The organism is Rhizobium sp. P32RR-XVIII (assembly GCF_012641395.1).
Classification (GTDB): domain Bacteria; phylum Pseudomonadota; class Alphaproteobacteria; order Rhizobiales; family Rhizobiaceae; genus Rhizobium.
The window spans coordinates 242,217-265,212 of the sequence record NZ_JABAIH010000001.1; the positions used below are offsets into that span (position 1 = coordinate 242,217).

At 59.0% G+C, this 22,996-nt stretch carries 21 protein-coding genes and 1 pseudogene; 11 read left to right on the top strand and 11 right to left on the bottom strand.

The annotated features are described in order from the left end of the window. Positions 1-44: 44 nt before the first annotated feature. Together HGP14_RS01245 and HGP14_RS01250 are read left to right on the top strand one after the other, a co-directional pair. Positions 45-617: a DUF2569 family protein gene (locus HGP14_RS01245; protein ID WP_168828030.1), complete on the top strand. Its 573-nt coding sequence runs from the start codon at positions 45-47 to the stop codon at positions 615-617. A gap of 205 nt (positions 618-822) precedes the next feature. After that, a complete protein-coding gene (locus HGP14_RS01250; RefSeq protein ID WP_168828031.1) occupies positions 823-3,324 on the top strand; it encodes a hypothetical protein in 2,502 nt (833 codons plus the stop codon). Between the two features lie 217 nt (positions 3,325-3,541). On the opposite strand, the gene HGP14_RS01255 is transcribed toward HGP14_RS01250, so the two are convergent. Together HGP14_RS01255 and HGP14_RS01260 are read right to left on the bottom strand one after the other, a co-directional pair. Beyond that, positions 3,542-4,720, bottom strand: coding sequence for an MrcB family domain-containing protein (locus HGP14_RS01255; protein WP_168828032.1), 1,179 nt, complete (start codon positions 4,718-4,720; stop codon positions 3,542-3,544). A 156-nt stretch (positions 4,721-4,876) separates the two neighbouring features. Continuing rightward, positions 4,877-6,406, bottom strand: a complete 1,530-nt coding sequence (locus HGP14_RS01260) for a recombinase family protein (RefSeq protein ID WP_168828033.1) — start codon at positions 6,404-6,406, stop codon at positions 4,877-4,879. Positions 6,407-6,434: 28 nt separating this feature from the next. Here HGP14_RS01260 and HGP14_RS01265 point away from each other — a divergent pair. Beyond that, positions 6,435-7,343: pseudogene (locus HGP14_RS01265) on the top strand (YifB family Mg chelatase-like AAA ATPase); the annotation flags it as partial. A gap of 65 nt (positions 7,344-7,408) precedes the next feature. Here the strand turns inward: HGP14_RS01265 and cysK are convergent. Together cysK and HGP14_RS01275 are read right to left on the bottom strand one after the other, a co-directional pair. Continuing rightward, the gene (cysK, locus tag HGP14_RS01270; protein ID WP_168828034.1) at positions 7,409-8,371 is read right to left on the bottom strand and encodes a cysteine synthase A; all 963 of its coding nucleotides are present in this window, start codon (positions 8,369-8,371) and stop codon (positions 7,409-7,411) included. A gap of 134 nt (positions 8,372-8,505) precedes the next feature. Continuing rightward, positions 8,506-9,123, bottom strand: coding sequence for a LysE family translocator (locus tag HGP14_RS01275; protein WP_168828035.1), 618 nt, complete (start codon positions 9,121-9,123; stop codon positions 8,506-8,508). A 231-nt stretch (positions 9,124-9,354) separates the two neighbouring features. On the opposite strand from HGP14_RS01275, the gene HGP14_RS01280 reads away from it, so the two are divergent. Beyond that, the gene (locus HGP14_RS01280; protein WP_168828036.1) at positions 9,355-9,873 is read left to right on the top strand and encodes a Dps family protein; all 519 of its coding nucleotides are present in this window, start codon (positions 9,355-9,357) and stop codon (positions 9,871-9,873) included. Between the two features lie 21 nt (positions 9,874-9,894). On the opposite strand, the gene HGP14_RS01285 is transcribed toward HGP14_RS01280, so the two are convergent. Beyond that, on the bottom strand, positions 9,895-10,791 hold the full coding sequence (locus tag HGP14_RS01285) for a DMT family transporter (protein WP_168828037.1): 897 nt from the start codon (positions 10,789-10,791) through the stop codon (positions 9,895-9,897). A 110-nt stretch (positions 10,792-10,901) separates the two neighbouring features. Between HGP14_RS01285 and HGP14_RS01290 the strand changes: the two genes are divergently transcribed. After that, a complete protein-coding gene (locus tag HGP14_RS01290) occupies positions 10,902-11,378 on the top strand; it encodes an Lrp/AsnC family transcriptional regulator (protein WP_168828038.1) in 477 nt (158 codons plus the stop codon). A gap of 21 nt (positions 11,379-11,399) precedes the next feature. Here HGP14_RS01290 and HGP14_RS01295 read toward each other — a convergent pair whose 3' ends face one another. Beyond that, on the bottom strand, positions 11,400-12,299 hold the full coding sequence (locus HGP14_RS01295; RefSeq protein WP_168828039.1) for a GNAT family N-acetyltransferase: 900 nt from the start codon (positions 12,297-12,299) through the stop codon (positions 11,400-11,402). Next, on the bottom strand, positions 12,296-12,766 hold the full coding sequence (dut, locus tag HGP14_RS01300; protein WP_168828040.1) for a dUTP diphosphatase: 471 nt from the start codon (positions 12,764-12,766) through the stop codon (positions 12,296-12,298). The genes HGP14_RS01295 and dut overlap by 4 nt, the downstream gene beginning before the upstream one ends. 91 nt (positions 12,767-12,857) lie before the next feature. Between dut and HGP14_RS01305 the strand changes: the two genes are divergently transcribed. From HGP14_RS01305 to tsaA, 5 genes are all read left to right on the top strand, one after another. Next, on the top strand, positions 12,858-14,441 hold the full coding sequence (locus tag HGP14_RS01305; RefSeq protein ID WP_168828041.1) for a peptide chain release factor 3: 1,584 nt from the start codon (positions 12,858-12,860) through the stop codon (positions 14,439-14,441). Between the two features lie 62 nt (positions 14,442-14,503). Beyond that, positions 14,504-15,532 carry an iron ABC transporter substrate-binding protein gene (locus tag HGP14_RS01310; protein ID WP_168828042.1) on the top strand — a complete coding sequence of 343 codons (1,029 nt, stop codon included), beginning with the start codon at positions 14,504-14,506 and terminating at the stop codon, positions 15,530-15,532. A gap of 22 nt (positions 15,533-15,554) precedes the next feature. Continuing rightward, positions 15,555-16,565 (top strand): FecCD family ABC transporter permease, encoded by a 1,011-nt coding sequence (locus HGP14_RS01315; RefSeq protein ID WP_246704352.1) that lies wholly within the window; start codon positions 15,555-15,557, stop codon positions 16,563-16,565. Beyond that, entirely contained in the window at positions 16,562-17,332 is a 771-nt protein-coding gene (locus HGP14_RS01320; RefSeq protein WP_168828044.1) for an ABC transporter ATP-binding protein, read from the top strand. The genes HGP14_RS01315 and HGP14_RS01320 overlap by 4 nt, the downstream gene beginning before the upstream one ends. A gap of 9 nt (positions 17,333-17,341) precedes the next feature. Further along, a complete protein-coding gene (gene tsaA / locus HGP14_RS01325; RefSeq protein WP_168828045.1) occupies positions 17,342-17,863 on the top strand; it encodes a tRNA (N6-threonylcarbamoyladenosine(37)-N6)-methyltransferase TrmO in 522 nt (173 codons plus the stop codon). A 3-nt stretch (positions 17,864-17,866) separates the two neighbouring features. On the opposite strand, the gene HGP14_RS01330 is transcribed toward tsaA, so the two are convergent. Genes HGP14_RS01330 through choX form a run of 3 tightly spaced genes read right to left on the bottom strand, consistent with a single transcriptional unit; the run spans position 17,867 to position 20,602 of the window. After that, on the bottom strand, positions 17,867-18,076 hold the full coding sequence (locus tag HGP14_RS01330; protein ID WP_168828046.1) for a molybdopterin-binding protein: 210 nt from the start codon (positions 18,074-18,076) through the stop codon (positions 17,867-17,869). A 58-nt stretch (positions 18,077-18,134) separates the two neighbouring features. Beyond that, on the bottom strand, positions 18,135-19,649 hold the full coding sequence (gene betC, locus HGP14_RS01335) for a choline-sulfatase (RefSeq protein ID WP_168828047.1): 1,515 nt from the start codon (positions 19,647-19,649) through the stop codon (positions 18,135-18,137). Positions 19,650-19,669: 20 nt separating this feature from the next. Next, the gene (choX, locus tag HGP14_RS01340; protein ID WP_409527059.1) at positions 19,670-20,602 is read right to left on the bottom strand and encodes a choline ABC transporter substrate-binding protein; all 933 of its coding nucleotides are present in this window, start codon (positions 20,600-20,602) and stop codon (positions 19,670-19,672) included. A gap of 112 nt (positions 20,603-20,714) precedes the next feature. Here choX and HGP14_RS01345 point away from each other — a divergent pair, with 112 nt between their 5' ends. Beyond that, entirely contained in the window at positions 20,715-21,614 is a 900-nt protein-coding gene (locus HGP14_RS01345) for a choline sulfate utilization transcriptional regulator (protein ID WP_168828049.1), read from the top strand. Here HGP14_RS01345 and otsA read toward each other — a convergent pair. Further along, entirely contained in the window at positions 21,602-22,993 is a 1,392-nt protein-coding gene (gene otsA / locus HGP14_RS01350; protein WP_168828050.1) for an alpha,alpha-trehalose-phosphate synthase (UDP-forming), read from the bottom strand. The genes HGP14_RS01345 and otsA overlap by 13 nt on opposite strands. Positions 22,994-22,996 lie beyond the last annotated feature (3 nt).

The window sequence follows — 22,996 nt, forward strand, 5'->3', positions numbered from 1 at the left end:
ACTTCATGCGGGTATTTATGATGTGGGCGTTAGGGGGGTATCTAATGGGATCGTTCTCAATTTGGCATTGGCTGATAGTACTTGTTATTTTCGGAGGTATTGGTTGGCTAGTATTCTCATCGCGAAACAAGGTCGCAACAGCTACGGGCGAACCTGCAGGGTTTGGTGGGTGGCTGATCCTGCCGATGATCGGTCAAACCGTAGCACCCATTAAAACGCTTGCAGGTGTTGCCGAGACTGCGAAAGCGTACGATCAATATGGGTCGGTTCCTGGGGCACAAGTGGCGTCCTATGGAGAAGGCGCGTTGACGTTTGCCTATCTTGCCTTGCAGGTTGTCACCTTGATCGCGATGTATCGGAAGAGCCGCCTGTTCCCAAAGTTGTTTTTGTACCAATGGCTAGCCATTCCAGTATATCTAACCCTTGACGCTCTAGTGGTGTCTTTATCTTTGGGAGTTTCGGTCGACCAGCTTTATGGACAGGCTGAAATTGCTGCTGCTGTCACCCCTTTCGTCGCTGCCGGTCTGTGGGTTCTGTACATGTTCAAATCGGTGCGTGTTCGAAATACGTTCGTCCGGGGGCGATCATTTGGAGACGTTGTCGTAGAACCACGCTAGCCGGTGAACGCAGTCACTTCAGACCCGCTTCAATGCGCTGATAAGGAATAGAGAGGCGCCGCAGTCAGACTCCACCTGTGTCTTAGACGCCAGTCATGGCCTTTAGCCCCAAGAATCACAGCCAAGAGTTGACTTATCAGCAGAAGTAACTGCAAGCTTCAGAGCCGCGCGATTCCCTTAAGGTTCGTTTGAAGGACGTTAGGTTTTGAAAGATACTGATACATTAGTTGCCGTTCAGAAGCTGTTGTTGAATCTTCAAGGGCGAGATAAAAATGAAGCAGAGACCCGTCATAAAATTATCGATGTAATCCTACACGACGTATTTTCCTGGCCAAAGAATAGAGTCGCTGTGGAAGAACATATTTCTCCAGGATATGCCGACTATATCCTGAAGAAGACGAATGGCGACGATCTTTTGTTTATCGAGGCGAAGAAAGAGGGCGTCTATTTCGACCTGCCCGCACCTTATGTCTCGAAGGAGAACTATGGCTATCTCTCAATTGCCAAGCTGCGAACCGACGAAAATATTCGTGCTGCTATGGATCAAGTCCGAAACTATTGCTTTGATACAGGATGCGAATTTGCAGCTATAACAAACGGCCATGAGTGGGTATTCTTCAAGACGTTTGAAAAAGGAAAGCGCTTCGAGAATCTTCAGGCGTTCGTGATCAGAAATATCCAGTTCTTCGAGAAGGATTTCACGAAGGCGCAAAACACATTCTCATTTACCTCGATCTTTGAACGGTCGTCCTTGCATGAGGCACTGTCGAGTGCCCCGCCCAAGGATAGGCTTATCTTCTTTCCCAAGGAAAAGATTCCATCATACTCTCATACGATCACGGCAAACAGGCTGGCGGGTACGCTTCGGCCGGTTGTTAACCACTACTTTGGCGTGATTGGCGACGGTGACACAGAGTTTATGGACCGGTGCTATGTCTCGCAGCGGGACTACGCCAACATGTCGGATGGCATTACGGTGCTAATCGAAGATAGCCTCACGCCCTATTTCAAGAGCTACGGTGTTAGCCAGTTGGACGAAACAGGCAGGGGTGGGCAACTTGGCGGCCGACTTACCAAAAACATTAAGAGGCATAGGCAAGGCGAGGTCTTGGTCCTATTCGGAGGTAAGGGCGCAGGAAAATCAACGTTTATAAAGAGGCTGCTGAAGCATAATCCGCCACCATGGCTACGGGAGCACTCGGTGATCGCTATTGTGGACCTATTGAAGGTGCCCGAGGACGTTTCGGTAATACGTGAAACGATCTGGGACTCTTTGGTGACCGGGCTGGATCGCGATGGAGTTTTAGACCTACCCAGAGATAAGCTCCTGTCGGGTTTGTTCTCGGACAGGTTCGAAATTGCAAAGAGGCAGGATCTGGCTGGACTGAACATTAAGTCCGAAGCCTATAATATGCGGTTGAATGCGCTTGTAGCAAGTTGGAAGAATGACAAACCATACTGCGCGAAACGACTTGCAGATTATTGGTCTGGTCGTTCCAAGGGCGTCATTGTCGTTGTTGACAATACTGATCAATACGCATCGGAGACGCAGGATTTTTGTTTCACCTCTTCGCAGGAGATTAGCAACCTCCTATTTTGCGTAACTCTCATCTCGATGCGAGAAGAGCGCTTCCATAACTCGAAGATCCACGGCCTCTTAGACGCATTTCAAAATTCGGGCTTTCATATCAGCTCCCCTAAGCCTTCGACCGTCTTCAAAAAGCGGTTGAGCTATACAAATATGCTCTTGAGCGATAAGAGCCGTCGTCGGGGGCTTCTCGCGTCGGAAGTTAGTGGGCAGCTTGTCGATGACTGCGTAAAATATCTTTCGATTCTTTCTGCGGAGTTTGGGAATGATAAATCACCGTTGAACGGCTTTCTCACGGCGTGTGCACACGGAGACATTCGCTTGTCACTGGATCTGTTTCGGAGTTTTTTGCTGTCGGGATATACAAACGTAGACGAGATGCTCGCTAGCGGTAGCTGGACGTTCAAGATCCATCAGATCATCAAGCCGGTGATGATTCCGAACCGTTACTTCTACGATGAAAATCTCAGTGACATACCCAATGCGTTTCAGGTTCGACACACAAGGCACGGTTCGCATTTCACCGCGCTTCGGATCCTGCGTAAGCTTGCAAAGAACGTCGAGCGCTCGATGCCGGCCTATATGTCAGCCGCCGAATTGAAAGCCTACTTTGTCAATACGTTCAATATGGCAGATGACTTTGCAAGCAATCTTGATGTGCTTCTAAAGCATGGTTTCGTTGAGTCGAACAATCGTCTCGACAGATACGCTGATGATTTGGATAGTGTCAAAATTACGAACTATGGTCTCTACATGGTACGGGATCTTGCGTATTATTTCACTTATCTAGACCTTGTCTGCACAGACTGCGGTATCTTCAGTGAGCAGGTCAGCAACTATCTCGTTGAAGCCGCGCGAAAAGAATACGACCTCTTCTCAAAAGGTGAGAGACTTGAGCGTATAACCACTCGCTTAGATCGAGTGGAGAAGTTCATCGACTATCTAGCCGACGAAGAAAGCCGTGAACGGGAGCTTTACTCTCTTGGAATGAAAGAGGACGAGATGTTTACGGCAATAATCAAGAGGAATTTTGCATCGGAAAAGGAGATCGTAATGCGCAGCGCGAAGCGCAATACCGATCCTCGGCCTTGGAAAACAAAAGGCAGACGCCGCGCCTAGCGACGCCTTCACGGTGAGAATCCTCGACGAACGCATGTTCACTGATTGTTGAGCGCGGTTGACGCCCACATCTCAGTGGATGGGCCGACTGGCTTGAGTAAGGGCGGGTGATGCGCAGCCTTTTCCAGTCGCCAGTCTAAATACGGATGCGGACCATGCTTCAGGGTTCGTAAGTTTCCGTTCGGACCGCCACAAGTGTCCTATCCGACATTCATGCTTATGGCGCCATCGTTGCGATCCCTTCGTCATCTTCCTCTGGCTTCTCTTCCACCGAGGAGCTTTCGTTTGGGTGCAAACTCAGGGCCCATACCGCCTCAGAGATCGTCAAAGCGCCAGATTCAATCAGCTTAACCGGATCGCGAATGATCTCGATTTTCGATTTAGATTTCATAGCATCTGTGACGAGATAGATGTGATATCGCGCCCCATGCTTGACGGCTGCAATCCACTCGTTCGCGGTTAGAAGCAGACCGCTGACGCCAGGCCCAACGCTGGCCTTTACTTCAATGTGGATTGGAAGTCCAAAATCATCCACAGAGGTGATGTCCCAGCCCGGTGTTTCACCGTTTTTAGACAACCATTTTACTTGCTCAGGCTTGTAACCCGCTCTGATTGCCCTGGCTCGCTCATAGTCGAAGACGATTTGTTCTCCTCTATCACCAACCTTCTTGGATGCTTGCGAGTAACGTTCACCGCCACCACCGCCACGAGCCGTCCGCTTTTGTCGAGGCGGACGCGGGGTAAAAGTGGCAACGTCGGGATCAATGCTTGGCGGAGCATCGATGGCAGCTTCAAATAGCTGCTGCAGATCAGGGCGAAGAGGATGTCTTGCAAGGTGCCGGTAGAGCTCGATGAGATAAAGGTAATCCCGAACCAGCGTTTCCTCCGAAGGCAAGTCATCTAAGTCATATTCGATGGCTGCTATGTTCGACTGTTGGTAGTCAATATGTCTACCATCACCGGCACTCGCCGCCAGATCGATGGCATCCAGATAAAGTGGCCGTGGAAATTGGAGAAGAGTCTGAAGATGACGGGCAGCCTCTCTTAGCTTTCGGTGCCGCTCCACTTGCGGAAAGTAGGCAAATTGCGTGGTACCGAATGCGATCGAAACATAGAGTCGTTTCAAATCAACAGAAAATAGATAGACGACATAGAAGCCCCCTGTGGCGCTTCCGGTTACTGTTGGATCGAAGGTAGCGATCCACGGGGCAGCAGTGATGTTTCCTCTTCCTGTACTGCCTGTGAAAGTTAGTCCGCTGCCCGGTCCAAGCGACCGCTCCAGGAGTGCGGGAAAAGTCGTGACGACCTGTTGGTAGATCTCATGACCTTTTGCTGTTTTGATAGTCTTGCGGTATTCCGGCCAGCCAGCTCGGATAGCCGCAATTGTCTCGGTCATTGTCATATGCAGTTCTAGCCCCCGTCAAACTCAAAGGCACTCATAAGTCGCAATCGTATATGAACTCTTATCCCAAGAGTGAGCGGGTGGTCCTATGCCCGCGTTCGTGGCCGACGGTCTGCATCGGCGCCCAGCCATGCTGCACTTCCAACGTGGTCATTCCTCTTTGGGCCACGCGTACGTCACACCAGTGGTCTCTTCGGGTGCGTGCTTCCAGTGGAACCTGACCTGCCCATTCGGCCAATCAACGGTAACCTTCTCGAAGAGTTGTCGCAGGATGGCGTTAATCATGGGTATATCCGGGTGTTCTTTTTCCGAAGCGTCAACGAGTTCGGTTGTCGTATTCATAACTCGGTTGGTAAGAGCGTCGGAGATGCGTCCTTCAATTTCACCGAGTCGCCTCCTGATCCCATCTCGCTCCGCCTCCATATCTTTGAGGCGATCCAGGAGTGCCTTTGAGTGGCCGACTGCCGCGATAGCCTCGACCAGCCTTTGAATTTCGTCACCAATCACCTCGTCATGTAGGCTGATGCGTTCCCATTCGGTCTGCAACTCCATGTCAGGCGCCGGGAGCGCGATCAGTAGTTCCGGCGCTTTGGCGAGTAATGCAGCCTCAACATCGTCAAGACGCACCTGACGGTACTCACAGCCAGCTCCTGCCTTGGCGACCGTGCAGACGAGGTATGGCTTCCCACCCTTCTTCCCACCCTTGTTGACCCGGGTCATCGTGGCGTCACACTTGGGGCACTTGGCAAGCCCGGCCAAGATGTTTGCCATCGGTGCCTTCGATGTCGCTGCCCGCATGTTGGTGAACGACGACACTCGATCAAAGATCTCCCGGTCAATCACAGCCGGAAAATAGCCTTCAACCGTCTCCGTGGGAGTGCGGACCTTCTTTCCATCGACCCTGTCCACCCGGTGCGGCGTGAAGTTTCCTACGACGGACGGATCGGCCAGCATCTTCTTGATATATGATCTCTGCCAATGCTTCCCTCTCCCGAACACCGGAACGCCCTCGCGGTTAAGCGTTTCGGCAATCCCGTGCTGCCCTTTTCCCGCTAGGGTCATATCGAATACGCGTCGAACAATTTCTGCCCGCTCCGGGATCACGTCAAAGCCACTTCTGTCGTCCCGAAGACGGAGCCAACCCGGCGACAGAGCCGACAAGGGTCGGATAGCTGCGGCTTTGCGTTTGGCGCCCCAAGCCTCTCTAAGCCTCCTAGCCTTAACTTCACTCTCTTCGTTCGCTCGCATGAACATCATGACGGCGACCATCAAATCGATCGGGTTCCTCCGGAGGCTATCGTAGGTATATTCACGACCGTCGTTCAAGGTAACAACCGTAACGCCCTCCCGCGCGATGTCCTTTAGGGTATCGAGCGCGTCCAATGCATTCTCTCTGGATACGCGGTCCAGGTTTTCGACAAGCAGGTAGGACCCCGGTGCAATATCACCCGACCGAACATAGGAGAGGAACTCTCCCAGCATTCCGTCGGTCTTGTTCCTGCCTTCCCACGCAGACATCCCCAGATCATGAAAGGCAAACTTGGTGTCGATCTCCAATCCGTGCGTAGCAGCATAGACTTCGGCGGCTTGGGTCTGGCGTCGGAAACTGTCACCCTTGCTCTGTTCGGGTGTTGAGAAGCGGACGTATGAGTAAGCCTTAGGGCGGTTCAGAATATCCATGGACGGGTCCTTACAAATCGCGAGGTCTTTTGTCCATAATCTCCTGATGGTCGGCCCGCCCGGCTCCGGCAAGTCGATGCTGGCAGCGCGGCTGCCCTCTATCCTTCCACCGCTTTCGGCGGCCGAGCTTCTCGAAGTCTCGATGATCCATTCCATTGCCGGCCAGCTTTCCGGCGGCAAGCTCTCGGATCGCCGGCCGTTCCGCACGCCGCATCATTCCGCGACGATGGCGGCGATGGTCGGCGGCGGCCTGCGTGCGAGGCCCGGCGAAGCGTCGCTCGCCCATCACGGCGTCCTCTTCCTGGACGAGTTTCCCGAGTTTTCGCCACAGGCGCTGGATGCGCTGCGTCAGCCGCTGGAAACCGGTGAATGCATCATCGCCCGTGCCAACCACCGGGTTTCCTATCCGGCGAGCATCCAGCTTGTCGCGGCTATGAACCCCTGCCGCTGCGGCATGGCCGGCGAACCGGGCCATAGCTGCGCTCGCGGCCCGCGCTGCCAGTCGGATTACCAGGCGCGAATTTCCGGACCCTTGATGGACCGCATCGATATCCGCATCGACGTTCCTGCGGTGTCTGCCGCCGACCTCATTCGCCCGATGGCCGCCGAGACAAGCGCCGCGGTGGCGGCCCGCGTCGCGCTCGCCCGGGAGATCCAGCAGGATCGCTTCATCGCGGCGGGTCTTACAGGGATCGCCACGAATGCCCGCTGTTCGACGGCGGCGATCGAAAAATATGCCGAACCGGATGCCGGCGGCCTGCAGCTACTGCGTGACGCCGCCGAGAAAATGCGGTTTTCAGCACGCGGCTATCACCGCGTGCTGAAGGTGGCGCGAACGCTCGCCGATCTCGACGGCAAGCCGACGGTCGGGCGTATTCATCTCGCAGAAGCCATTTCCTACCGGATCGCCGGCGAGCGGTTGACGGTGGCTGCGTGAGATGAGCGAGTAGGAAGTCGCAAATAGCGAATAGGCGGTAGCTCTCGCTATTCGCTATTCGCTATTCAGTTCCCCAGTCCTTCAAATAGCGCCGTCGAAAGATAACGCTCGGCGAAAGACGGAATGATAACGACGATATTCTTGCCCGCATTCTCCTCGCGGCGGCCGATCTCGATGGCAGCCGCCAGCGCCGCGCCAGAGGAAATGCCGACGGGAACACCCTCGAGCTTGGCGACGAGGCGGGCCATCTCCATGGACTGGGCGCTGTTGACGGTGACGACCTCGTCATAGATTTTGGTATCGAGGATCGCAGGGGCAAAGCCGGCGCCGATGCCCTGGATCTTGTGCGGGCCTGGCTGGCCGCCGGACAGAACAGGGGACTCCTCCGGCTCGACCGCGATGACTTTGATTTCCGGCTTCTTCGACTTCAGAACCTGGCCGGCCCCTGTGATTGTGCCGCCCGTGCCAATGCCGGAAACGAGAATGTCGACGGTGCCTTCGGTATCGTTCCAGATTTCCTCGGCCGTTGTCTTGCGGTGGATTTCCGGGTTTGCCGGATTCTCGAACTGCTGGGGGATGATGGCGTCGGGAAGCGACGCGGCAAGTTCTTCCGCCTTGGCGATTGCGCCCTTCATGCCCTTCGAACCTTCGGTCAGCACGAGTTCGGCGCCGAGCAGCGCCAGCATCTTGCGGCGCTCGACCGACATGGTCTCCGGCATGGTGAGGATGAGCTTGTAGCCCTTGGCCGCGGCTGCGAAGGCGAGCGCGATGCCGGTATTGCCCGAGGTCGGTTCGATGAGTGTCGAGCGGCCGGGCGTAATTTTGCCCTGAGCTTCGAGACTCTCGATCATGGCGACGCCGATGCGATCCTTGACCGAGGCAATCGGGTTGAAGAATTCGAGCTTGGCAAGAAGATTTGCCCTGACGCCCTTTTCCTTGGCGAGCTTGTCGAGGCGGACAATCGGCGTATCGCCGATGGTCTCGGTGATCGACGAGTAGATGCGGCCGCGGCCCGGTTTCCTCAGCATGAATACGCTCCCTTAATGATGGTTGGGGAAAAGAATAGGGTCAAAGTCTGAAGCAGGCCAGAGTGCCTTGCTTCACGGGAGCATGATTGGAGGGAAAATATCGTTTTGACCAGCTGCTTTGCAGAACGAATTTTTCAGGCCGCGGGGGTGGCGATGAAAGCTGCAGTGCCGGCCAGAATGCCGGCGGCCGTCTTGTTCAGCGCCCGCAGCGCACGTGGTTGCTTGAGCATCATTCGCGCACGCGAGGCAAGGAGCATATAGGGCACCAGAACAACCAGCAACACGACGAAGGTGGTTGCCAGGAGGATGCCGTATTCGCGAAGCCCGATGTGATTGATGTCGATCAGCGTCGGGACGAGGGCGACATAGAAGAGCATCGTCTTCGGGTTGCCGAGTGTTACCAGCAGACCGGACAGGAAACTCATGCCGATGCTGCTTGATTTCCGCGCGGCAATATTCTGCGGCAGGAGCCCGGCCGTCCATAGCTTGTAGGCGATGTAGCAGAGATAAAGCACGCCGGCGAATTTGATGACGAGGAAAATCCCCGTGAAGGTCTGCGCCACGAAGGCAAGGCCGAGGATCACCGCTGTCAAGTAAGTGATGTCGCCAAGAACAAGACCTAGCCCCATAAAGAAGGTCTCGCGAAAATTCGAGCCGAGCGCACGGGCGACGATCGCCGTGATGCCCGGCCCGGGGATTGCCGCCGCGATGAAGAGCGCCGCTACATAGGCGAAAAGGGCGGTGAACGACATGGTGTGGCTCCTGCTTCCATCGCCTTCTACGCCTGCAACCCGTTGGTTTCAACACCCGGCACTTTGTCATCATGCTGCGGTCGCTTGCCGCTATTGACGCTGGCTGGTGCGGTTCTAGTTCCAAGGCGGTGGTTGATCGCCGATCGAAGCCGGAGCCGCCAAATCCGGGACCACAAGCCGTTCCGGCACTTGCCATTGCCTGACACTGACGCTCGCCAAAGGAGACACCTTATGAGCCCCACAGACGCCGAAAAGCGCAAACTCGCCCCGCTTGCTACCCCGACGGACCTGAAAAGCAATGCCATTCAGGATATTTCGGGCGCTCTGGCTGCGTTGCTGGCAGATGTTTTTGCGCTTTACATGAAGACCAAGAATTTCCATTGGCATATGTCAGGGCCGCATTTTCGCGACTATCACCTGATGCTGGACGAGCAGGCTGAGCAGATCTTTGCTACGACCGATGCGATTGCCGAACGCGCCCGCAAGATCGGCGGCACGACACTGCGCTCCATCGGCCATATCGGCCGCCTGCAGCGCATCAATGACAATGACGCGGAGTACGTCACGCCGGAGGACATGCTGGCGGAACTGCGTGACGACAACAGGCAGCTGGTGTCGCTGTTGCGCGAGACCCACGATGTCTGCTCCGAGCACAATGATTTCGCCACCACGAGCCTGCTGGAAGTGTGGATCGACGAGGCCGAGCGTCGGACATGGTTCCTGTTCGAAACGACCCGCCAGCCGAAATAGCCTCGCTCGGTTCTCAGATCATCAGCCAGCCCGCGCGCGCAACAGCTGCGCGGGCGTCCAACCAAGGTTCATGCCTGCCGCGGCGACGAGGATGATGGCTGCGCCGACCAGTTGCAGAGGCTGCAATGCGTGTCCGAATGCCAGTCGATCCACCAGAATTGCGGCGATCGGATAGATGAATGACAGCGCCCCGGTCAGATGGATCGGCAGCTTCTGGATCGCGCCGTAGAGCAGCACATACATCAGCCCTGTATGCACGATGCCCATTGTGATCAGGATCGACCACGACTGGCCATCCGCGGGCAGGTCAGAGAAATTCATGGTCGGCAGCAGCATCAGCACTCCGGTCGATACCTGAATGAGTGCGATCAGATGCGGCGGCGTGCCCTTCAGCCACTTTGCGGCGAGTGCGGCGAGCGCATAGAAGAAGGCCGCTCCGAGCGCCAGCGCAATACCCACGCCATAGCTGCCTGAAACGGCCCCGGCCCCAGGCTTGGCTTCGACAATCGCCAACATGCCGGCAAAGGCAAGCGCCAGCCAGAACAGTTTGGCCGCCGTGATCCTCTCGCCGAGAAACGCGGCACCAAGCGCCAGCAGCATGAATGGCTGCGTGTTGTAGACGGTCGTCGCGATCGAAATGGATGCGTGGGAATAGGAGGCGAAAAGCAGCAACCAGTTCAGCACGATGGCGATCCCGCCGAGGACGGCTATGCCAAAGGCTTTCGGCGAGAGAATACCCGGTTTCAGGAACCCCAAAGCGCCGCAGATGACAAGCAAGCTCGCCGTGCCGAAGAGGCAACGCCAGAAAACGACACCGCTCACCGGCTGTCCAGACATGACGACAAACCAACCGATCGTCCCGGAAATCACCATGGCTGCCGTCATCTCCGCGGCGCCTCTGCCTATGTCGTTCTGCATCACCATCTCCTCTGATCTGCTGGAGATTATTGCCTATGCGCGCCTGTTTCTATAATATGGAAGGTGCATGAATGCTGTTTTCCCTAAAAATAAAAGGCGAATTGGTATAAATGGCTAATGACGTGTTTCGCTTGGACGGCATCGACCAGCGCCTCCTCGATGCGCTGGCGGAGAACGCGCGAATTTCTTTGAAGGAACTGGCGCAGGCGGCCAATCTCTCGTCGCCAAGTGCGGCGGAGCGGCTGCGCCGTTTGGAGGAGCGCGGCGTCATCAAGGGCTTCACGATCGATATAGACCCGGCGGCTCTCGGCTATCCGCTGCAGGCCATCGTCCGGGTCCGGCCGCTGCCGGGGCAACTCCACGTCGTCGAACGGATTATCCAGGAGACACCGGAATTCATCGAATGCGACAAGGTAACGGGCGACGACTGCTTCATCGCACGCCTGGTCGTTCGCTCGATGGGAGAGCTTGACGGCATTCTGGACAAGGTGGCCGAAAAGGCGGAGACGAATACCTCGATGATCAAGGCCTCGCCGGTCAAACGCCGCCTGCCACCGCTTACCAATCCGAAGACCGATAGCCCGTAAGCCGCGGCGATTCTGCGTTGTCTAGAAGTCCGCCATCGGCGACAGCATGGCGGCAGCCGCGGGTGCCAGGTCCTCCGCGCCGCGCAGCATGAAGACCGTGCCGCTTTCGAGGAAGAGGGCCTCGCCGTGCCAATCAAGCTTGTCCGGCGCAAAGAAGACGTCGACCTGCGCAGGGGCCACGCCGAGCCCGCCGAGGATGACACCAAGAGGCGGAATTTTCTTGGCGACGACATCAAGGAGGCTGAAGCGGCCCGGCTCCTCCTGTTTCCAAGCGATCACGGCTTTCTCTTCATCGAGCCAGCTCAGGGAGACCTCGGGATCGAGTTGCGTATTGATGAGAAACATTGCCGCATTGTGTGAGACGGCGAGCACGTCCGAAACCGGAGCGCGCGTTCTCAGCACTTCCTGCAGGAGGGCGAGATCGCCGCTGTTTCGCGGATCGAGCGGTTGGGCAGGCTTTGCCGTGAAATTGGGCCTCGGCGCTTCTCCGGAGTGGCGGTGCATCGGCAGGCTGCGAAATCCATAAGGTTCGTAGAGTGACGGTTTGTCGGTGTAGAGGACGATCGCCTCGAACTCCTGGCTTTCGCACCACTCAAGCGCCTTCCGTGTCAGATCACGGTAAAGCCCGCGTCCCCGCCATGGCGGACGAACCGCGCCGGATTGAAAGGCGGCTGCGTTGATCTGCCGGCCGTTGATGACGAGCGGCATGGCAAATGCGGATAGATTGGCGGCAAGCGCCCCATCGGCGGCAAACCAGCCGAAGGGCATGCTTGTCGGATCAGGGCCGCCGAGGTCTTGCAGCGGACCGATGTCGATCCCGAACGTGTCGTCGAGGAGAGAAACGAGTGCCCGCCACGCGACGGGATCATGAAAATAGTCCTGACGGAAGGTCAGCCCTGAGCCGTCAATTGGCTTGCTCATACGCCGGTTGAGCCGAAGCCGCCGGCGCCACGCGTCGTCGTGCTGCTTTCGGTTATCTCGGCAACGCGCACCTGAGTGACCGGTGCGATCACCATCTGGGCGATCCGCATGCCGCGCGTGATCTCGAAGGGATCTTCCCCGAGATTGATGAGGAGGACCTTCACTTCGCCGCGATAATCGCTGTCGATCGTTCCGGGCGTGTTGAGGCAGGTGATGCCGTGCTTGAAGGCGAGCCCGGAGCGCGGGCGGATCTGCGCCTCGTAGCCATCGGGAATCTCGAAGATGAAGCCGGTCGGCACCAGCGCGCGCTTGCCCGGCGCGAGGGTCAGCGGCGTGTCTGCAGCCACTGCCGCGCGCAGGTCCATGCCGGCGGCGCCGCTCGTTTCATAGGCGGGCAGGTCGAGGCCTTCGCCGTTCGGCAAACGGACAAGGTTGAGCTTGGGGCGGATGTCGTCATGAATGGTCATGCGGGCATTACTTTGCACCGGAAAGGCCAAGGTCAATTGCAATGGCGGGCTTTAATCGCTAGATACGCCGCAATTCCACAGGATTCACATCATGGCCGAAAGTCTCGCCGAGGCGGTTTCCCGCCGCCGCACATTCGCTATTATCGCGCACCCGGATGCGGGTAAGACTACGCTCACCGAAAAGCTGCTGCTCTTCGGCGGGGCGATCCAGCTCGCCGGCGAAGTCAAGGCGAAGAAGGACCGCATCCAGACTCGGTCGGACTGGATGAAGATCGAGCGCGAGCGCGGCATTTCGGTGGTCACGTCCGTCATGACCTTCGAGTATGACGACAACGTCTTTAACATTCTCGACACGCCCGGCCACGAAGACTTCGCCGACGATACCTATCGCACGCTGACCGCGGTGGACGCGGCGGTCATGGTCATCGATGCGGCCAAGGGCATCGAGCCGCGCACGCTGAAGCTCTTCGAAGTCTGCCGCATGCGCGACATTCCGATCATCACCTTCATCAACAAGATGGACCGCGAGAGCCGCGATCCCTTCGAAATCCTCGACGAGGTGGAAGAGAAGCTCGCGCTGGACACTGCGCCGATTACCTGGCCGATCGGGCGCTCCAAGACCTTTTGCGGTTTGTACAATCTTGCGGCAAACACCGTCCGCGGTTCGGACACCGAAGTCGAAGGCACGCCGGTCAATGGGCCGCAGAGCGTGGCGAACCGGCTCCCGGAAAACGAGCGTCAGGCTTTCGTCGACGAAACGGAACTTGCGATCGAGGCCTGCCGGCCTTTCGACCGCCAGGCCTTCCTCGAAGGTCACATGACGCCGGTGTTCTTCGGCTCGGCGCTGCGCAACTTCGGGGTTCGTGATCTGATCAACGCGCTCGGCGAATTCGCGCCGCCGCCGCGCGACCAGATCGCCGATACCCGCAAGGTGCATGCAAGCGAAGACAAGATGACGGCCTTCGTGTTCAAGATCCAGGCCAACATGGACCCGAACCACCGCGACCGCATCGCCTTTGCCCGCATCTGCTCGGGCAAGCTTGAGCGTGGCATGAAGGCGCGTCTTGCGCGCACTGGCAAGCAGCTCGGCCTCACCGCGCCGCAATTCTTCTTCGCGTCACAGCGACAGCTCGCCGACACCGCCTATGCCGGCGATGTCGTCGGCATTCCGAACCACGGCACGCTGCGCATCGGCGATACGCTGACCGAGGGTGAACCTCTGGTGTTCCAGGGTGTGCCGAACTTTTCGCCCGAAATCCTTCGCCGCGTCCGTCTCGAAGATGCGATGAAGGCGAAGAAGCTGAAGGAAGCTCTGCAGCAGATGGCCGAAGAGGGCGTTGTCCAGCTGTTTTCTCCGGAAGACGGCTCCCCGGCTATCGTCGGCGTCGTTGGTGCCCTGCAGCTCGACGTTCTGAAGGAGCGTCTGCAGGCGGAATACGGCTTGCCGGTCTCGTTCGAAATGTCGCGCTTCTCCGTCTGCCGCTGGGTCTCGTCCGACCAGCCGAGCGAACTCGAGAAGTTTCTCACGACCAAGCGCGGCGATATCGCCCGCGATCTCGATGGCGATCCGGTGTTTCTGGCACAGGACAGCTTCTCGTTGCGCTATGAGTCGGAGCGCTACCCGGCGATCAAGATGGCTGCCATCAAGGAATATCACGTCGCCAAGGCAGCGTGATATTCCATCCGCTATAACGCTGTGCAATAGTGCCGCCTGCGACGAATAACAGGCGGCACCCGATGAAGCTTCTTCCGGCATTTCTCCTCTTTCTTCTTGCATTCCTCCCGCTTGCCGAAGCGCGCACGATCACCGATGCCGCGGGCCGCAAAGTGGACATTCCCGACAGAATCGAAAAGGTCATGGCGGCCGGTCCGCCTGCCTCGGTCCTCGTCTATGTGCTGGCGCCGGAAAAGCTTGCGGGCTGGGTGCGCGCGCCGGGCGATGCCGAAAAAACCTATCTCATGACGGCTGTCCGCGACCTTCCGGTCTATGGCCAGCTTACCGGCAAGGGCGGAACGGCCAATATCGAGGCCGTGCTTGCCGCCAAGCCGGATCTCATTCTTGATGTCGGCACCGTGAATGCCACCTATGCTTCGTTGGCCGACAAGGCGCAGGCCCAGACCGGCATTCCCTATGTGCTGATCGACGGTGGTTTCGCCGGCAGCGCCGAAACGCTGCGCAAGGTCGGCGATATCCTTGGTGTCAGCGAGCGGGGCGAGAAACTCGCCATTTATGCCGAAGGCAAGCTAGCCGATCTCAAAGGAAAGCTTGCCGCCATACCCGCCGACAAGCGGCCGCGTGTCTATTACGGCCGCGGCCCCGAAGGACTGGAGACCGGCCTTTCCGGCTCCATCAATCTCGAAATTCTCGAAGCTGCGGGAGCGGTCAATGTGGCGGCTTCGGCCGGGAAAGGCGGGCTGACGCAAGTCTCGCTCGAACAGATCCTCGGGTGGAATCCAGATACGATCCTTGCCGCGAGCGGCAAGTTCGCCGCCTCCGTGAAGAGCGACCCGCTCTGGGCAAATGTCGAAGCCGTCAAGCAGAGCCGGGTTTTCGTCACGCCGAGTCTGCCCTTTGGGTGGTTCGATTCACCGCCGGGCATCAATAGGCTGATCGGCATCGCCTGGCTGGAAAAGCTGCTCTATCCAGATATCTTCACGGCCGATCTTTCCGCCGACGTGCGCGATTTCTACAAGCTCTTCTATCAGGTCGATCTGAGTGACGAGCAGCTTGCGGCACTGATGAAGGGTTCGGCACAGGTGAAGTGAAATGACCGGGCAGGGCGAGACGATGGCGGCAGCGCCGCGAAACGGCTGGATCGCCGGCGGCCTTACCGGCCTTCTGCTGCTGTCCGTGGTATCGATGACAGTCGGCAAATATGGGGCGGGGCCGCTTGCATTCTTCGATGCCGTGAAAGTGGCGCTTGCAGGCGGCAAAGCCGATCCGATTCTCGAAACCGTGCTGTGGAACGTCCGCCTTCCGCGTGTAGCCGCCGGGCTCTGCGTCGGCGCCTCGCTTGCAGCAGCAGGTGCCACCTATCAAGGGATTTTCCGCAATCCGCTGGTTTCGCCTGATATTCTTGGCGTTTCGGCGGGCGCCAGCCTCGGAGCCGTCACCGCCATCTTCCTGTCGCTGCCGGTGGCCATGATCCAGCTTGCCGCTTTCGCCGGCGGGCTACTTGCGGTTGCCTCCGTCTATCTCGTCGGCCTTTCGGTGCGCGATCGCGATCCCGCGCTGACGCTCGTGCTCGCCGGGATTGCGATCGGAGCGCTGGTCGCCGCAGGCATTTCGCTGGTCAAGATTCTGGCCGATCCTTACGACCAGCTTCCGGCGATCACCTATTGGCTGCTCGGCAGCCTGACGGCGATTACCCGTTTCGACGTCCTCTCGATCCTGCCGGCACTGGTGATAGGCATCATGCCGCTAGCACTCTTCCGCTGGCGGATGAACCTGATGACGCTCGGCGAGGATGAGGCTCAGAGCATGGGCATCGATACCGGCCGCACGCGCCTTGTGCTGATCGCGGGCGCCACGCTGGTGACAGCGGCGTCGGTCTCCTTCACCGGCATCATCGGCTGGATCGGCCTCGTCATTCCGCATATCGCCCGCATGCTCGTCGGGCCGGATTTCCGCCGGCTGCTGCCGGCCTCAATGATGCTCGGCGGCGCTTATCTGCTCGTCGTCGACATGCTAGCCCGCAGCTTGGCGATGATCGAGGTTCCGCTCGGAATCCTTACAGCCGTCGTCGGCGCGCCCTTCTTCCTCTGGCTTCTGGCATCGGGCAGAAGGGGCTGGCAATGAGGCTTGCGCTCGAGGCTCTCTCGTTCGGCTACGCGGGGCGCACCGTGGCGGAAGGGGTCACGCTGGAACTCGCGCACGGCGAGGTGCTGGCGCTGCTCGGGCCGAACGGCGCCGGCAAGACGACACTGATGAAGACGATGCTCGGCCTCCTGCCACCGCGGGCCGGCGACATCCGGCTCGACGGGTGCCCGCTCGCCGAGTGGTCGCGACGCGAACGGGCACGCCGCATCGCCTACGTGCCGCAGGCGCATGCCTCGGTGTTTCCGTTCTCTGTGCGCGACGTGGTGCTGATGGGCAGGGCCCCGTATCTCGGTCCTTTCGAGACGCCGGGACCGGCCGATGTCGCGGCCGCGGAGGACGCGCTTGATTCCCTCGGGATCGCCGCCCTCGCCGACCGCGCCTATACTATGATCAGTGGCGGCGAGCGGCAACTGGCATTGATCGCCCGCGCGCTGGCGCAGGCGCCGTCGATCATGGTGATGGACGAGCCGGCCGCAAACCTCGATTTCGGCAATCGCATGCGGCTCCTGTCGCGCATCCGCCAATTTGCCGACAGTGGCCTTTCGGTGGTCTTCTCGACCCATGATCCGGATCACGCCTTCCTCGTCGCAGATCGCGTCGCGCTGCTGCATGATGGGCGGCTGCAGGCGCTCGGGCGCCCCGAGGCGGTGCTGACGCCGGAGACGATGAAGGACATATACGATATCGATGTAGTGGTCGGCTCGCTGCCGGGCAGCAGCGCCCGCCTCTGCGCCCCACGCCTGTAGGAGAGGCCGATGGTACGCGAGAACGAAATCAGGGAAAACGAAGTCGCCGTCGAATTACCGCCGGCGACCGACGCGGGGCTGGTGTTTATCGGGCGTATCCTGACGCCCTGGACCTCGCGCATGGAGACACCGCGCCAGGGACGGCACGACGGTCCGCTCTGCAGGATCGAGATATTCGAGCCCTGGAAACAGGCGCTCCAGGGCGTGGAGGCGTTCGAACGGCTGGAAGTGCTCTATTGGCTGGACAGAGCACGGCGCGATCTCGTGCTGCAGAGCCCCGCCAATAGCGGGAAGGTGCATGGAACATTTTCGCTTCGCTCGCCCGTCCGCCCGAATCCGATCGGGACGTCCATCGTCACGCTGGAGGGCATCGATGACGACACTTTGCTGGTTCGCGGGATGGACTGCCTCGACGGCACGCCGCTTCTCGATCTGAAGCCGGATCGTACGTTGTTCAAGCCCATCGCGCCGCCGCAGCCCGGCGATTTCCAGACCGGCGACGACGTGGCGCATTATTGCAAGAAGGCCTGACGATCAGTCGACGGCGATCATGACATCGGAGGCCTTGACGACTGCATAGGCCTCACGACCGACCGCAAGCCCGAGTTCGTCGACGGACTCGTTGGTGATGGAAGCCGTAACGATCGATCCGCCGCCGATATCGATCCGGACATGCGCCGTGGTCGCACCCTTCTTCACCTCGACGATCCTGCCCTTCAGGCGATTGCGTGCACTGATTTTCATGAGAGGCCTCCCAGTTGGTGACGACTAAGTGTAGCGGCGGAGATTTGCCGCAGCAATCCTACTCGTCGCGCGGATAGCGCTGGCTCTCTTCCAGTACGTTCAGGTCCATGTGGTTACGCATATAGCGCTCCGAGGCCTTCTGAAGCGGCTGATAGTCCCAGGGATAATAGGAGCCATTGCGCAGCGCCGCATAGACGACCCAACGGCGCGCCTGACTTTCGCGCACGGCTGCGTCGTAGCTTGCGAGGTTCCAGCGCTTGCTGGCCTGTTTGGTCAACTCTTCCAGAGTTCCGGCGTAGGCAGGGTCCTGGGCCAGGTTCTTCAACTCGTGCGGATCGGCATCGAGGTCGAAGAGCATCGGCGCGTCTTTTTCGCAGAGCGACAGCTTGTAGCGGCCGTCGCGCAGGCAGACGAGAGGCGCGATGGACCCTTCCGCCGCATATTCCATCGGTACCGGGCCACGGCCGCCTGTGCCGGTTGCCAGCGGGCCCAGATCTTCACCATCGGTCCATTTCTTCAGCGAAGTTATGTCGAGACCGGCAAGGCCCGCCAGCGTCGGCGTCACGTCGAGCGTCGACACCGGCCGGTCGATCCGCGCGGCGCTCCAGCCCGGTGCGGCGATCATCAGCGGCACGCGCGCCGAGCCGTCGAAGAAACACATTTTGAACCAGAGCCCGCGTTCGCCGAGCATGTCGCCGTGATCTGAGGCAAAGAGGATGACCGTGTTCTCGGTCATCCGTCCGCGCTCGAGCACATCGAGGATCTCGCCGATCTTCTCATCGACGTAGGAGATATTGGCGAAGTAGCCTCTGCGCGCGCGCCGGACCTGTTCGGGTGAAATGTCAAAAGCCTGGTAATCGCAGGCTTCAAGCAGGCGCTGGGAATGCGGATCGAGTTGGTCGAACGGGATCGGCCCCACCTCCGGGTCGAGCGCCGGGCAATCCTCGTAGAGATCCCAGAATTTCCGCCGCGCGACGTATGGGTCGTGCGGATGTGTGAAGCTCACGGTGAGGCACCAGGGCCGCTCGTCCTGCCGGCGGGAAAGGTCATAGAGCTTGCGGGTCGCGTGGTAGGCAACCTCGTCGTCATATTCCATCTGGTTGGTGATCTCGGCCACACCGGCGCCGGTGACCGAGCCTAGATTGTGATACCACCAGTCGATGCGTTCGCCGGGCTTCGTGTAGTCGGGTGTCCAGCCGAAATCGGCGGGATAGATATCGGTCGTCAGCCGCTCTTCGAAGCCGTGCATCTGGTCGGGGCCGACGAAATGCATCTTGCCCGAAAGCGCCGTCTGATAGCCGGCGGCCCGCAAGTGGTGCGCGTAGGTCGGGATGTCGGAGGCGAACTCCGCGGCATTGTCATAGACGCGCGTGCGGCTCGGGAGCTGTCCCGACATGAAGGAAGCCCGTGCCGGCGCGCAGAGCGGGCTTGCCGTATAGGTATTGGCAAAGCGCACGGAGCGCTTCGCCAATGCCTTCAGATGCGGCGCATGAAGAAAGTCGGCCGGCCCGTCCGGAAACAGTGTTCCGTTGAACTGGTCGACCATGAGGATGAGGATATTGGGTCGCGCCATGCGTATTCTGTCCTTGGATCTTAGAGGCCGAGAGAGCTTTTCACTGCGTCTGCAGCCGGCTTCCCGTCAATTGTCGTCACGCCTGCAAGCCAGGGATCGGCCGCCTTTGGATTGGCCTTCAGCCATGCCGTAGCCGCGGCCTTCGGATCGTCGCCGCCCAGGATCGAGCCCATCAGCGAGTTCTCCATGCCGATTTCGAACTTGAGGTTCTTGAACAGGGCGGCAGCGTTCGGGCACTTTTCCGGCCAGCCGGTGCGCGCCAGCGTATAGACCTCGGCGCCGCCGAAATTCGGGCCAAAGTAGGCGTCACCACCGGACAGGTATTCGAGCGAGAACTGCTCGTTCATGGGATGCGGCGCCCAGGCGAGGAAAACAACCGCGCTCTTGTCCTTCCCGGCTCTCTCGACCTGCGCCAGCATTGCCTGTTCGCCGGATTCGACGAGCTTCCAGTCCTTGAGGCCGAAGTCGTTGGCGTCAATCATTTTCTGGATATTGGAGTTCGCCGGAGCGCCCGGCTCGATGCCGTAGATCTTGTGATCGAATTCGTCGGCGTGCTTCTGCAGGTCGGCGAAATCCTTCACGCCCTTTTCGGCGACGTAGGTCGGGACGGCAAGCGTGAACTTTGCGCCTTCGAGGTTCTTGTTCAGCACCACGGTTGCCTTCGCAGATGTCAGGTCGTCGATGAAAGCCTTCTGCGCCGGCATCCAGTTGCCAAGGAAAACATCGATCTCGCCATTCTTCATCGATTGGTAGCCGATCGGGACCGAGAGCGTCTTGACGTCGGCTTCGTAGCCGAGCGCAGCCAGGATTACCGAGGTCACGCCGTTGGTGGCAGTGATGTCGGTCCAGCCCGGATCGGACATGCGGATGGTTTTGCAGGATGCGTCGTCGGCAGCGGAAGCAGCGCCGAGGGAGACGACGGAAAGGAGGAGGCCGGCAGCAAACCGGTTCATGCGCGAAATTCTTTTCATTGCAGTTCCCCTGTTATTCGAGCAATTTATTGAACATCAACTTGGTTTCCCTTGTGAAGCTGGGTTTTTTCGATGGATAACCAAAGGAAATTTTATGGCAGAGCGGCCGGTTGACCTGGGGTGGGTTCGCGTATTTGCCGCGGTCGGCAAGCTCGGCAGTCTGTCGTCCGCCGCAGAAATTCTAGGTCTCACCCAGCCCGCCGTCAGCTATCAGATCCGTCGCCTGGAAGAGCAGATGAGCGTCAACCTCCTGCAGCGGCAACATCGCGGGGTGGAGTTGACACCCGAAGGACGGAGGCTTTTCGACATCGCCTCACGCACCGTTGGCGATATCGACATGCTGGTGCGCAGCTTCCGTAGCCAATCCGAACGCCCAGCAATCAGGTTGAGAACGGACTATGCCTTCTCGTCTTTGTGGCTGATACCGCGCATGCATGCTTTCCGCCTGCTCTACCCGGAAATGGATATCCAGATCGTTGCGACACAGCGGATGGAGGGCCTGCTGGATGGCGCCGACTTTGCCGTTGTCTTCGGGACGCGGGGGGAGTTCGGCGGCGACGCGCAACTGCTCCTGCCAGAAAAAGTGGTCCCGGTCTGTACGCAGGGCTTTCTCGATCGAAACGGCCCTTTCACCGGCCCGGCCGATCTTGCCAAGGCACGCCTTCTGCATCTCGATACGCGCGGGCCGTCGCCCTGGTTCGATTGGAAGAGCTATCTCGCCGAACTCGGGATCGGGCGCGATCCGGCCGCAGGGCACGGGGAGCTTAGTTTCAACACCTACTCGCTTGTCGTGCAGGCGGCGATCGGCGAGCAGGGGCTCGCAATCGGCTGGCTCGGCCTGGTGGATTCGCTGCTGTCGTCCCGCATGCTTGTCGCGGCCGGACCGATACTTGAAGCGCAGGACCGCGGCTACTGGCTTCTGCCGCCGAAATCGCGGAGCGCTGAAACCGATCGGCTCGTAGCCTGGCTGATCTCAGAGGCTCAGCTCGACTGAACTGATCGTGGTGCAAGATCATTCAGAAAATCCCGGCACCAGCGAGAAACGTCATGCTCCAGCAAATGATCCATCATCACCTTCCAGCGCTCTTGCCGCTCTTCCAGCGGCATGCTGAGTGCCCGCGCCAATGCATTTGCGGCCCCTTCAATGTCGTAGGGATTGACCAGCAGCGCCCCCTTTAGCTCGCGCGCCGCACCGGCGAAACGCGAAAGCACCAGCACGCCCGGATCGATTGGATCCTGCGCCGCCACATATTCTTTCGCGACGAGGTTCATCCCGTCCCGAAGCGGCGTCACCAGCCCGACTTTGGCAAGTCGGTACAGCCCTGCAAGAATATGGCGGCCCACGGAGCGGTTGATGTAGCGGATTGGCACCCAGTCGACGGCGCTCAAGGCTCCGTTCACCCTGCCAGCCTGTTCGGCAACGGTACGCTGCATGGCTTCATATTCCGGGACTTCGGAGCGCGATTTCGGAGTGATCTGCAGATAGGTGACACGCCCCTGCTGTGCCGGATTGGTCAGGATGAAACGCTCGAAGGCATCGATGCGCTGCGTAATTCCCTTGGAATAGTCGAGGCGATCGACGCCGATGATCAGGCTGCGGCCTTCGACGCTTTCCCGCGCCTTCTTGACCATGCTGTTGGTCGATGCCTTTCTCGCAAATTCGGCAAAGGCCTCAGTCTCGATGCTGATCGCATAGGCTCCGCCCTTAAAGGTCCGGCCATGGGAGCTGAAGCGGCCGTCGCCGAGATCATCGCCGATGCCTTCGCGCCTGAGACAGCCGGCGAAGTTCTCGAGGTCGTGATCGGTCTGGAAGCCGACGAGATCGTAATGGGACAGGCCGCGCATGATCTCCTCGTGAACCGGCATCGTGAAGAGCACGTCGGCAGGCGGCCAGGGAATATGAAGGAAGAAGCCGATGCGGTTCTTCAAGCCCATCTGACGCAACTCCGCGGCAAGCGGAATCAGGTGGTAGTCGTGCACCCAGATGACGTCATCAGGCTCGATAAGCGGCGCCAGCCGATGCGCGAAGAAGCGGTTGACGCGGAAATAGCCGGCCATTTCCTTCCGGCCGTACTCGGCAAGATCCAGCCGGTAATGGCAGATCGGCCAGAGAACGCGGTTTGCGAAGCCGTGGTAATACTCCTGCACATCGGTATCGGTCAGGTCCGTAAGTGCGTAGGTGATATTGCCTTGCTGCAGCTGCGCAAGCGGCTGCGGCTCATGTTCGCCGCTCGATTTTCCCGACCAGCCCATCCATATGCCGCCACGCTCTTCAAGGGCCGCTTTCAGCGCGACCGCCAGCCCTCCGGCGGGCGCAATGCCGCCCTTGTCCGGAACGGGCACGCGGTTGGAAACAATGACGAGGCGGCTCATGCC